Consider the following 12,391-nt stretch of genomic DNA (forward strand, 5'->3'; position numbering starts at 1 on the left):
ATGGATGTGAAAGATTTGCTAGATTCGCGGAGCCTGAAGCCTGGTGATCGTGTTGAAGTATCCGGCTGGCTGGTTGATACAAGCGATGGCTTGTTCATCTTGGGAGATCATTGGCCTGAAAATTATGAATACCCTTATAGGGTCAAGATCGCCAACGGAAATATCATGTATCCAATTTTGGAACAGGTTCCGAGCTTGGGCGGTGGATGGTCGCTTATATTTTATCGGGCAAAAATAAGTGCCGTTGTGGAATGTTGTTTGCCCTGGATTTTGAGGGCCGAAAACATATGCGTAGAGCCTGACAGGGGAAGCGGCCGGTATGTGGATGTCGATGTCAGGCCGGAAATAGTATCGTCATATGTTAAAAATAATGGCGAATATAAATTCGAAAGGAATAGAAATCCGGTCCGGGACTGGCTGGATGATTGATATTTGTAAATCGATGTATCGACGGATTTAAATTCTTGTTGTGGCGCCCTTGTGGTTGTGCCCGCGAGAGAGTGAGATGTTGCCGTCGGAATGCTCCTCTAGAAAAAGAGGGTCTTGGTTGGCATTGAGCCTGGAAGCGAAACACGACAGCCCACGAGCGTTGGCTGTACCCAGAGGCTTATCAAAGTCGATGTAGCAGTGCGCTAAAGATAGCAGCAGTTTTGCGGCGGAGCTAGCGCCATTGTAGTCGGTGCATTCGAGATGCACGTTTTCGCAGCAGATAAGACGGCGTGCATTCTCAACGATTATGTAGCAGGCTGAATCAGGGGTTAGTTGATAATGAGAATAAGGAATCGGCTGGTGGCTTTGCCATTCACAGCCTTGATGTCGCTCGGGGGGCACGCGCAGCAGGCTCCGACACCTGCAGACCAAGCCGCCGCCGCGCGCGCAAATGCGGAGCAGGATCGACAAGCGCAGCAACAACGCGACGCGCAGCAACGTGACGCGGCCGTGCGCGCGCCTTCGATGCGCTCGGACGTGCCGAAGATCGAAGCCTTTCCGGCGCTTCCCACGGAAACGCCGTGCTTTCGTCTCGATCGCTTCACGCTCGACGTGCCCGCGTCGTTGCCCGACGCAGTGAAAGCACAAGGTGCGTCGGCGCTGCCGATGGATCGCTTCGCGTTTGCGCGCGACTGGCTGAACCACTACGCGGGCCAATGCGTTGGCAAGCAAGGCATTGACGTGCTGGTCAAGGGGCTGTCTCAGGCAATTCTGGCGCGCGGCTACGTCACCACGCGCGTTCTCGTCCCCGAACAAGACCTGTCGACCGGTACGCTGAAACTGTCGCTGATTCCCGGCACGATCCGGCGCATCCGTTTCTCAGATGAAAAGTTGCGCGGCACGTGGAAAACTGCATTCCCGACCGGCGATGGTGAAGTATTGAATCTGCGCGACCTAGAGCAAGGTCTGGAGCAGATGAAACGCGTATCGAGCCAGGACGTCACGATGCAGATCGTTCCGGGCGAACTGCCCGGTGAAAGCGACGTGGTTCTGGACGTGAAGCGCGGCAAGCCGTGGACGGTCGTCGCATCGATCGACAACTCGGGCACGCGTGCTACCGGCAAGCTGCAAGGCAACCTGTCGGTCGGCATCGATAACCCGCTCGGCCTGAACGATACCTTCAACGTCGGCGTGAGCCAAGACCTTGAGTTCGGCGACAAGCGGCTCGGCTCGCACGGCTGGAACGGCTTCTATTCGATTCCGTGGGGTTACTGGACGGCCACGCTGTCCGCTTACACGAACACGTACTACCAGCAGATTGCTGGCGTGAATCAGACATTCGTCGCGAGCGGCAACTCAAAGACGGTCGATTTCAAACTGGCCCGCGTGCTGTCGCGTAGCCAGAACGATGTGTTCGGTGCATACGTTCGCCTGTCGCGTCGTTTCGGCCAAAGCTTTATCGAGGACACCGAGATCTCGCAGCAGCGCCGCAATAACACGATGATCGAGCTCGGCCTGACCGATCGTCACTACTTCGGCGGCGCACAGTTCGACGGCTCACTTGCATATCGTCAAGGTGTCGGTGGATTGGGCGCTCAGGACGATATGTTGGCGGCGGGAGGCGGGCCGACCTATCGCTTCAAGATGGCAGCGCTCGACGCGAACCTGGCGGTGCCCTTTGCGATCGGTAAGCAGCCATTCCGCTATGTCGGCACACTCCACGGCCAGTACACCGGGAACACGCTGTACTACATCGACGACTTGACGATTGGCAGTCGATACACGGTACGCGGCTTCGACGGTGAAACGATGCTCGCGGCGGCACGCGGCTTCTACTGGCGCAACGAACTGCAGGCGCCGATCGGGCAGACGGGCCAGGCAGTTTATGCGGGACTTGACTATGGTCGCGTATGGGGCCCGCAGCCTGTCGCCCTCGTCGGGACGCAATTGGCCGGCGCCGTGATCGGCATAAAGGGTAGCATGGGGACGCGATTCGGAGCCTATGCGTACGATCTTTTCGCGGGTACGCCCGTCTACAAGCCGTCGGGTTTTCCGACTGCGCGAGTGACGCTCGGTTTTCAGGTGACTGCTCAGTTCTGAATAAACGCGGTCTTGTTTGTCAGGAGAGAGCCTATCTCGGTCAACTACGGGGGTAGGTGCACACCGCCGACGGTATCGAGCGCAGGTCTGCTTTTACCTCGTGCCAAAACATTGGCTCAAGCGCGTGACCAGCTGACGGTGTAGAGAAGAGCGGGGGAGCATTCTGACAACCGTACGCTCTTCTCCAACCACCAGGACCGTATGCGTCGGCGTCAGCCTCGTTCCGCCGAGTAGTGCGTATCGAAAACCGCCCGCAACGTCGACGGACCGGTCGCAAAATCCCCCCACAGCGGCCCGTCGTTCTGCGCGAACGCGAACGGCGTCTTATTGATCGACGCGAGGCGGAAGCGCCATTGCGCGGCTTCCTGGCGGAATGCGGTGAGCTGCATGTCGGACAGCCCCGTCTGCGCGTTCGCGAGCGTGACGAGCGGATCGACCGGATCGTTCGCGACCCGCACCTCGAAATGCAGGTGCGGGCCGGTGGCCGCGCCCGTCATCCCGACCGAGCCGATGCGCTGGCCCTGCTTCACGGTTTCGCCGACCTTCAGCCCGCGAGCGTACGCGGACAGGTGCGCGTAGTACGTCGAATAGCCATCCGCATGATCGACGATCACATAGCGGCCGTAGCCGCCCGGATCGGTGCCGACGAACGATACGACGCCGTCGGCCGCCGCATCGACCGGCGTGCCGCTCGGCGCGGCGAGATCGACGCCCGTATGGAACGCCATCGCCTGCGACAACGGATGGACGCGCTCGCCGAAGAACGAACTGATGCGCGTCCACTTGACCGGCATCGTGAACGCGGCGGCTTCGAGCGGCGAACCGTCGAGCGTGTAGTACGCACCGTGCTCGGCGCCCGGCGCGCGGAACCAGATCGCGCCGAACGTGCGGCCGGCGACGCGCAGCTCGAGCGCGGTGAGGCGCGGCGTGCCGTCGTTTGTGTCGAACGCGACGCGGTAATAGTCGCCGCGCTGCGCACTCGCGCGCATCGCGACCTTGCCGGTGACGAGGTCGCCGAGCTGGATGCGCACTTCGGGCGGCACGTCGAGACGGTTCAGCGTATCGGACAGCGTGAGCTCGATGTCGCCCGCGCGCATCCCTTGCCGGCGATCGGGCGACGCGAACTGAAACAGGCTCGCGTAGCCGAGCATGTCGTTGCGATGCGCACTGAGTGGCGCGAACAGGCCCGGCTGCAGGCTGCGATCGTTGCGATCGACGTGTTCGTTGCGCTCGCCGATCGTGCGGGCGAGTTCGCTCGTCACGAAATGCTGCGCGGTGGGAAACGGCGTATCGGACAGCACGCGCTGCGGCAGCGCGGCCGTGCCCGAATCGACGGCGCCCGGCAATTGCGACACGGCCGGCAGCGCGGCGGCGAGGCCGAATGCGGCGAGGGCGCCGAGCACGGCCGCCGGCACAAGCGCGCGCACGGCGCGCTGCGCGCGACCGGGCGCGACGGCATCAGGGGTTGCGACAGACTTGACCAAGGTGTCCACATCCAGGAAAGCGGTTCAAAGGGGTGTGGGCGGGGGCCGCCGGCGGCACATCCGTCGAACGGCGACGGGGCGGGCGGCGGGCGTGCAACAAAACAGGCCCCGCCAGGGGCCTGTGTCGTTTCCGTTCGACCCAACCTGCGGGGCGGTGCCCGCTTCGAACGGCGGCGTGCATACCGGGTCGAACCCGGTTATCACGAAGACGCTAAAGAAAGATAACAGCGTCAGTCTACCGATGTTCCGCGAAACGTTAAAAATTTTAAAGAGGGTCGGCTCACTCGTTTCGCACTGCGGTAAATCGGGTTAAATCAGCATTTGTTACGACGATTTCCGTTAGTCCGGCAATTTTTGCGCGCGTCTGCGCAGGGCGCCGGACGTGCGCACGGCATCGAAACCGGCGTCGAGCATTGCCTCGGCGTCGTTCCACAGGTTGCCGCGCAGCCGGTTGGTCCAGATCATCGACGCGAACACGCCTTCGAGCAGCGACACGAGGTAGACGGCGGCCAGATGCACGTCGAGATCGGCGGCCACTTCGCCGGCCGCGATCGCGCGACGCAGCAGCGCCTTCGTGATCCGCAGCATCTGCAGCTCGAGCAGCATGCGGCGCCGCTGCAGCGCGCCGTTTTCCTCGCTCTGCTCGCATTTCGTATAGAGGATCACGAGCACGCGCTGCATCGGGCCCGGCTCGCCGCATTCCTGCAAGTAGTGCGACGCGGCGCGCCGCAGCGTGGCGAGCGGCGGCAGGCCGTCGCCCGCGTCGAACCCCTCGGACGTGCGCGCGAACGCGCGGTCGCACATCGCCAGACACACTTCCATCTTGTTGCGGTAGTGGCCGTAGACGGCACCCCGCGACATCCCGGCGGCCTCGGCGAGGTCCGCCATCGCGGTTTGCGCGACGCCTCTTTCGAGCAGCACGAGCTCGGCGGCGTCGAGGATCCGGTGCTTGATGGCGAGCGATTCTTCCCGGGTCTTGCGGGCCATGTCGTGAAATTCCTTACAGTTCGCTGTCGTTTTATTGAGACAGTGCGTCAGCCGGATGGAAAGCGGATGTATTTAATCAGTCGTGACTGATTATAATCGGCCACCCTGAGCCGCCGCATTGTATCGGCGGCGAACGATCCGAGGTCAGAACATGAATAACAAACGCACCCTGTGGCGCCGCCTGCGGCTGGCGCCGTTCGCGCTCGCGGCGCTGCTGGCCGTGGCCGGATGCGGAAAGGGCGACAAGAACGCCGCGCCGGAGACCGCGAAGCAGGCCACCGTCGTGACGGTGCGCCCGACGGCCGTGCCGATGACGGTCGAACTGCCGGGCCGGCTCGATGCGTACCGGCAGGCGGAAGTCCGCGCACGGGTCGCGGGCATCGTCACCGCGCGCACCTACGAGGAAGGCCAGGAGGTGAAGCAGGGCGCGGTGCTGTTCCGCATCGATCCCGCGCCGCTGAAGGCCGCGCGCGACGCCGCGCAGGGTGCGCTCGCGAAGGCGCAGGCCGCCGCGCTCGCGGCGACCGACAAGCGCCGTCGTTACGACGATCTCGTGCGCGATCGCGCGGTGAGCGAGCGCGACCACACCGAAGCCGTCGCGGCCGATACGCAGGCGAAGGCCGAGGTCGCGTCCGCGAAGGCCGAACTCGCGCGCGCGCAACTGCAGCTGGACTACGCGACCGTCACCGCGCCGATCGCGGGCCGCGCACGGCGCGCGCTCGTGACCGAGGGCGCGCTCGTCGGCCAGGACCAGGCGACGCCGCTCACGACCGTCGAGCAGCTCGATCCGATCTACGTGAACTTCTCGCAGCCGGCCGCCGACGTCGACGCATTGCGTCGCGCGGTGAAGAGCGGGCGCGCAACGGGCATCGCGCAGCACGATGTCGCGGTGACGCTGCTGCGCGCCGACGGCACCGCATATCCGCTGAAGGGCAAGCTGCTGTTCAGCGATCTCGCGGTCGACCCGACCACCGACACCGTCGCGATGCGCGCGCTGTTCCCGAATCCGGAGCGCGAACTGCTGCCGGGCGCGTATGTGCGGATCGCGCTCGACACGGCGGTCGACCGGCGCGCGATCCTCGTGCCGCGCGACGCGCTGCTGCGCACGGCCGACCGTACGTCGGTGCGTGTCGTCGGCGCGAACGGCAAGGTCAAGGACGTCGAGGTCACGGCCGACCAGATGAGCGGCCATGACTGGCGCATCACGCGCGGCCTCGCGGGCGGCGAGCGCGTGATCGTCGACGACGTCGCGCAGTTCGCGCCCGATACGGCCGTCCAGCCCGTCGAAAAGGCGCCGCCGTCGAAGGCGGCGCCGGCAGCGGCCGCTTCGCAGGCGGCCGCCCGTCAAACCTGACCGGTTCAAACCAACATGGCACGTTTCTTCATCGATCGCCCCGTCTTCGCATGGGTGATCGCGATCTTCATCATGCTGGGTGGCCTGTTCGCGATTCGCGCGCTGCCCGTCGCGCAGTACCCGGACATCGCGCCGCCCGTCGTCAGCATTTATGCGACGTACCCGGGCGCGTCCGCGCAGGTCGTCGAGGAATCGGTGACCGCGCTGATCGAGCGCGAGATGAACGGCGCGCCGGGGCTGCTGTATACGTCCGCGACGAGCAGCGCCGGCGCGGCGTCGCTGTACCTGACGTTCAAGCAGGGCGTGAACGCCGATCTCGCGGCCGTCGAAGTGCAGAACCGGCTGAAGACGGTCGACGCGCGCCTGCCCGAGCCCGTGCGCCGCGACGGCATCCAGGTCGAGAAGGCCGCCGACAATATCCAGCTCGTCGTGTCGCTGACGTCCGACGACGGCCGGATGACCGACGTGCAGCTCGGCGAATATGCGTCGGCGAACGTCGTGCAGGCGCTGCGCCGCGTCGAGGGCGTCGGCAAGGTGCAGTTCTGGGGCGCCGAATATGCGATGCGGATCTGGCCCGACCCGGTGAAGCTGGCCGGGCACGGGCTCACCGCGTCGGACATCGCGTCGGCCGTGCGCGCGCACAACGCGCGCGTGACGATCGGCGACATCGGCCGCAGCGCGGTGCCGGACAGCGCGCCGATCGCGGCGACCGTGTTCGCGGACGCGCCGCTGAAGACGCCAGCCGATTTCGGCGCGATCGCGCTGCGCGCGCGGGCCGACGGCGCCGCGCTGTTCCTGCGCGACGTCGCGCGCGTCGAATTCGGCGGCAACGACTACAACTATCCGTCGTACGTGAACGGCAAGGTCGCGACCGGGATGGGCATCAAGCTCGCGCCGGGCTCGAACGCGGTGTCCACCGAGAAGCGCGTGCGCGCGACGATGGACGAGCTGTCCCGATACTTCCCGCCGGGCGTGAAATACCAGATTCCGTACGAGACGTCGTCGTTCGTGCGCGTGTCGATGAACAAGGTCGTCACGACGCTGATCGAGGCCGGCGTGCTGGTGTTCCTCGTGATGTTCCTGTTCATGCAGAACCTGCGCGCGACGCTGATCCCGACGCTCGTCGTGCCGGTCGCGCTCGCGGGCACGTTCGGCGTGATGTATGCGGCCGGCTTCTCGATCAACGTGCTGACGATGTTCGGGATGGTGCTCGCGATCGGCATCCTCGTCGACGACGCGATCGTCGTCGTCGAGAACGTCGAGCGGCTGATGGTCGAGGAGGGGCTCGCGCCGTACGACGCGACCGTCAAGGCGATGCAGCAGATCAGCGGCGCGATCGTCGGGATCACCGTGGTGCTGACGTCGGTGTTCGTGCCGATGGCGTTCTTCGGCGGCGCGGTGGGCAACATCTACCGGCAGTTCGCGCTGTCGCTCGCGGTGTCGATCGGCTTCTCGGCCTTCCTCGCGCTGTCGCTGACACCCGCGCTGTGCGCGACGCTGCTCAAGCCGGTGGCCGGCGACCATCACGAGAAGCGCGGCTTCTTCGGCGGGTTCAACCGCTTCGTCGCGCGCGCGACGCAGCGCTATGCGACGCGGGTCGGCACGATGCTGAAGAAGCCGCTGCGCTGGCTCGTCGTGTACGGCGCGCTGACCGCGGCCGCGGTGCTGATGCTCACGCAGTTGCCGACCGCATTCCTGCCGGACGAGGACCAGGGCAACTTCATGGTGATGGTGATCCGCCCGCAAGGCACGCCGCTCGCGGAAACGATGCAGAGCGTGCGCGCGGTCGAGTCGGCGATCCGCCGCGACGAGCCGACCGCCTATACGTATGCGCTCGGCGGCTTCAACCTGTACGGCGAAGGGCCGAACGGCGGGATGATCTTCGTCACGCTGAAGAACTGGAAGGAGCGCAAGGCCGTGCGCGATCACGTGCAGTCGATCGTCGCGCGCATCAACGAGCGCTTCGCGGGCACGCCGAACACGACGGTCTTCGCGATGAACTCGCCGGCGCTGCCCGATCTCGGCTCGTCGAGCGGCTTCGACTTCCGGCTGCAGAACCGCGGCGGGCTCGACTACGCGACGTTCAGCGCCGCGCGCGAGCAACTGCTCGCGGCGGGCGGCAAGGATCGCGCGCTCACCGACCTGATGTTCGCGGGCACGCAGGACGCGCCGCAACTGAAGCTCGACATCGATCGCGCGAAGGCGTCCGCGCTCGGCGTGTCGATGGACGAGATCAACACGACGCTCGCGGTGATGTTCGGCTCCGACTATATCGGCGACTTCATGCACGGCACGCAGGTGCGGCGCGTGATGGTGCAGGCCGACGGGCGGCACCGGCTCGATCCGGACGACGTGAAGAAGCTGCGCGTGCGCAACGCGCGCGGCGAGATGGTGCCGCTCGCGGCGTTCACGACGCTGCACTGGACGATGGGGCCGCCGCAGCTCACGCGCTACAACGGCTATCCGTCGTTCACGATCAACGGCTCGGCCGCGGCCGGCCACAGCAGCGGCGACGCGATGGCCGCGATCGAGCGGATCGCCGCGAAGCTGCCGGCCGGCATCGGCCATGCGTGGTCGGGGCAGTCGTTCGAGGAGCGGCTGTCGGGCGCGCAGGCGCCGATGCTGTTCGCGCTGTCGGTGCTCGTCGTGTTCCTCGCGCTCGCGGCGCTCTACGAGAGCTGGTCGATTCCGTTCGCGGTGATGCTGGTCGTGCCGCTCGGCGTGATCGGCGCAGTGCTCGGCGTGACGCTGCGGATGATGCCGAACGACATCTATTTCAAGGTGGGGCTGATCGCGACGATCGGGCTGTCCGCGAAGAACGCGATCCTGATCGTCGAAGTCGCGAAGGATCTCGTCGCGCAGCGCATGTCGCTCGTCGACGCGGCGCTCGAGGCCGCGCGCCTGCGGCTGCGGCCGATCGTGATGACGTCGCTCGCGTTCGGCGTCGGCGTGCTGCCGCTCGCGTTCGCGTCGGGCGCCGCGTCCGGCGCGCAGACGGCGATCGGCACCGGCGTGCTCGGCGGCGTGATCACGGCGACCGTGCTCGCGGTGTTCCTCGTCCCGCTGTTTTTCGTGATCGTCGGCCGCCTGTTCGACGTCGGCCCGCGCCGGCGCGGCGGTGCGCAGCCGACGACGATGGAGGGTTCGCAACCATGATGTTCGCGCTGAATGCACGCGCCGCGCGGCGGGTGCCGGTCGCGCTGGCCGCCGCGCTCGCGCTCGCCGGGTGCTCGCTCGCGCCGCGTTACGAGCGCCCGGCGGCGCCGGTGCCGGCGTCCTATGCGCCGGTCGACGGCAGTACGGCGCCGGCGGCCCTACCGAGCGCGGCACGGGATGCCGCGCTGCTCGACGACTGGCATGCGTATTTCACCGATCCGGCGCTGCAGGCGTGGATCGACGCGGCGCTCGCGAACAATCGCGACCTGCGGATCGCGGCCGGCCGGCTCGAGGAGGCGCGCGCGCTGTACGGCGTGCAGCGCGCGGACCGGATGCCGTCGGTCGACGCGAATCTCGGCTACGAACGCGCGCGCCAGTACGACCCGGTCGTGCGCGAAAGCGCGATCAGCGGGCTGTATCGTGCGGGCGTCGGCGTCAGCGCATACGAGCTCGATCTGTTCGGCCGGGTGCGCAACCTGTCCGACGCGGCGCTCGCCGAGTATTTCGCGACTGCCGACGCGCAGCGCACGGTCCGTATCGGTGTGATCGCCGAGGTGGCGGGCGCGTACGTTTCCGAACGATCGTTGCACGAGCAACTGGCGCTCGCTGAGCGCACGCTCGAAGCCCGCGAACGGGTGGCCGCGCTCACGCAACGCCGCTATGCCGCCGGCACGAGCGACGCGATCGAGCTGCGTTCGGCCGAGATGCTGGTGGCGTCCGCGCGCGCGTCGCAGGCCGCGCTGCAGCGCGAGCATGCGCAGGCCGTACGGGCGCTGCAACTGCTGGCGGGCGACTTCGCGCGCAACGTGCCCGACGACGCGACCGCGCTCGACACGCTGTCGATCGCGCCCGTGGCGCCGGGCGCGCCGAGCGAACTGCTCGAACGGCGGCCAGACATCCGGCAGGCCGAGGCGCGGCTGAAGGCCGCGAACGCGAACATCGGCGCGGCGCGCGCGGCGTTCTTCCCGCGCGTCGCGCTGACGACCGACTACGGCTCGGTGAGCGACGCGTTCTCGAGCCTGTTCGCGGCCGGCACCAGCGTGTGGACGTTCGCGCCGCGCATCACGCTGCCGATCTTCGCGGGCGGTCGCAATCGCGCGAACCTCGACGTCGCGCACGCGCGCAAGGACATCGCGGTCGCCGAATACGAGAAGGCGGTGCAGACCGCGTTTCGCGAAGTGGCCGATGCGTTCGCCGCGCGCGACTGGATCGACCGGCAGCTTGCCGCGCAGCAGGACGTATATGCGGCGGACGGCGCACGGCTGAGGCTCGCGGAGCGCCGCTATGCGGGCGGCGTCGCGACCTATCTCGAGCTGCTCGACGCGCAGCGCAGCACGTACGAGTCGGGGCAGGAGCTGATCCGGCTCAGGCAGCTCAGGCTCGCGAACGCGATCGCGCTGTATCGCGCGCTCGGCGGCGGCTGGGCGCCGGCAACGGCGGAGGCCGCGGCTTCCGCGTGACGTGCGACGCGTCGCCTGACGCGGCAGCGTGTCGGGCGACATGACGGCGGCCGTACGATTCAACGTGCGGCCGCTGCTTCGACAGCGCGTGATGCCCGTCGTTTCGCCGCGCGGCATCGGCGCTTCCTGGCGCTGTTCCGCGCCTCCTTTTCATCTCCCGGCAGGGCAGAGCGGTTGCTTCCCTGCCACCCGCATCCGGCGACCGGTCGTGCCGCTCCCCGGCGCAAACGTGTGCCGCGTTCTTTCCTTTTTCATCTCGTCCAATCCGGCAAGCGAGCCGCGTTCCAGCGGCCGCGCATGCATGCGATTCAAGATCGGCAATTGACGAATGGATTAATCAACATATCGGAATTAATGGTGGCGGCAAAGTGTCGCGGTAAAACGTTTGTATTCTTGCGCAATCGTTTGCGCGATAAATCCATATTGATGGAATGCCATCGTTAATTTCCTGTCAGTTGAAAATGATTAGATATTAGCGTTGTAATCGGACAACGATGGCGGTGTTGGACAATGTTTTGTCCTTTGAGTGGCGGTCCTGCTCAAGCCAGCGCCAGTAAGGAAGTGCGCGGCGTCGATGATTATCGGCAAGAAATTCCCTTAATCTTCAATCGGTTCCGGAAAATAAAAAAGGACTGCGGATAAAAAATCCGGGATTGAAAATGGAGGGGAAATAATGGGGTTTTAGAGGGGTAAATCGAACATTGTCAGATGCATTTGACAATGATTTACAGACATCTTTCGTGGTTATCTCGATAATGCCGCCTCGTGTCGGACGGGAGCCACCACGCGCTGTCGTTTGTGTCCGCCACGTCGTCCATTCCATTTGCACTCCTTACGGGAAACCTCATGAAAAAATCCATCCTGAGCGCTGTCGCACTCGCAGCCCTGTCCACCTCGGCCTTCGCAGCGGGCACCGGCACGATCAACTTCACGGGCGAGATCGTCGCGGGCGCATGCGGCATCGACTCGGGCTCGGTCAACCAGACCGTGAACCTCGGCAAGGTGCCGACCAACGTGTTCAAGCAAGCCGGCGACAAGTCCACGCCGACCAACTTCGACATCAAGCTGACCGATTGCGACACCAGCGTCGCGAAGAACGCGTACTTCACGTTCACGGGCACGTCGAGCGCGGGCCAGCCGAAGCTGCTCGCCACGATCGGTTCGGCAACCAACGTCGGCATCCGCCTGCAGGCCGCGTCGGGCGAATACCTCGACAACGGCGCCGAGCAGAAGGCGCCGACGCTGCTGCAGAACGGCACGAACATCGCGCGCTTCGCGGCGATGTACGAAGCGACGGCAGCCGGCGTGACGCCGGGTACCGCCGACGGCGTCGCGAACTTCACGGTCCGCTACCAGTAAGCATCCGTACCGGAGGAGGGATGCGTGCATCCCTTCCTCCTTCGTCCTTCCTCTCGTTTTCC

The 12,391-nt window shown here is 65.6% G+C and carries 9 protein-coding genes; 6 read left to right on the forward strand and 3 right to left on the reverse strand.

The window, feature by feature from the left end; translation table 11 throughout:
• Positions 1-429, forward strand: a complete 429-nt coding sequence (locus J8I33_RS08960; protein WP_209925578.1) for a hypothetical protein — start codon at positions 1-3, stop codon at positions 427-429.
• Positions 430-768: 339 nt separating this feature from the next.
• Positions 769-2,529 carry a ShlB/FhaC/HecB family hemolysin secretion/activation protein gene (locus J8I33_RS08965; RefSeq protein ID WP_209934678.1) on the forward strand — a complete coding sequence of 587 codons (1,761 nt, stop codon included), beginning with the start codon at positions 769-771 and terminating at the stop codon, positions 2,527-2,529.
• Between the two features lie 212 nt (positions 2,530-2,741).
• On the opposite strand, the gene J8I33_RS08970 is transcribed toward J8I33_RS08965, so the two are convergent.
• Together J8I33_RS08970 and J8I33_RS08975 are read right to left on the reverse strand one after the other, a co-directional pair.
• Positions 2,742-4,013 (reverse strand): M23 family metallopeptidase, encoded by a 1,272-nt coding sequence (locus tag J8I33_RS08970; protein WP_124593137.1) that lies wholly within the window; start codon positions 4,011-4,013, stop codon positions 2,742-2,744.
• Between the two features lie 339 nt (positions 4,014-4,352).
• The gene (locus J8I33_RS08975; RefSeq protein WP_124556425.1) at positions 4,353-5,000 is read right to left on the reverse strand and encodes a TetR family transcriptional regulator; all 648 of its coding nucleotides are present in this window, start codon (positions 4,998-5,000) and stop codon (positions 4,353-4,355) included.
• A 151-nt stretch (positions 5,001-5,151) separates the two neighbouring features.
• On the opposite strand from J8I33_RS08975, the gene J8I33_RS08980 reads away from it, so the two are divergent.
• The 3 genes from J8I33_RS08980 to J8I33_RS08990 are packed head-to-tail and all read left to right on the forward strand — an operon-like array spanning position 5,152 to position 10,970.
• Entirely contained in the window at positions 5,152-6,354 is a 1,203-nt protein-coding gene (locus J8I33_RS08980; protein ID WP_089488423.1) for a MexX/AxyX family multidrug efflux RND transporter periplasmic adaptor subunit, read from the forward strand.
• Between the two features lie 15 nt (positions 6,355-6,369).
• Complete coding sequence (locus J8I33_RS08985; RefSeq protein ID WP_124556427.1) at positions 6,370-9,510, forward strand: multidrug efflux RND transporter permease subunit; 3,141 nt, start codon at positions 6,370-6,372, stop codon at positions 9,508-9,510.
• On the forward strand, positions 9,510-10,970 hold the full coding sequence (locus tag J8I33_RS08990) for an efflux transporter outer membrane subunit (RefSeq protein ID WP_209935206.1): 1,461 nt from the start codon (positions 9,510-9,512) through the stop codon (positions 10,968-10,970). The genes J8I33_RS08985 and J8I33_RS08990 overlap by 1 nt, the downstream gene beginning before the upstream one ends.
• A gap of 604 nt (positions 10,971-11,574) precedes the next feature.
• On the opposite strand, the gene J8I33_RS08995 is transcribed toward J8I33_RS08990, so the two are convergent.
• Entirely contained in the window at positions 11,575-11,793 is a 219-nt protein-coding gene (locus tag J8I33_RS08995) for a hypothetical protein (protein WP_124630392.1), read from the reverse strand.
• 23 nt (positions 11,794-11,816) lie between these two features.
• On the opposite strand from J8I33_RS08995, the gene J8I33_RS09000 reads away from it, so the two are divergent.
• Positions 11,817-12,329 carry a fimbrial protein gene (locus tag J8I33_RS09000; protein WP_050012601.1) on the forward strand — a complete coding sequence of 171 codons (513 nt, stop codon included), beginning with the start codon at positions 11,817-11,819 and terminating at the stop codon, positions 12,327-12,329.
• Positions 12,330-12,391: the final 62 nt, after the last annotated feature.

The sequence above is a fragment of the Burkholderia sp. AcTa6-5 genome (genome assembly GCF_017815075.1).
GTDB lineage: Bacteria > Pseudomonadota > Gammaproteobacteria > Burkholderiales > Burkholderiaceae > Burkholderia > Burkholderia sola.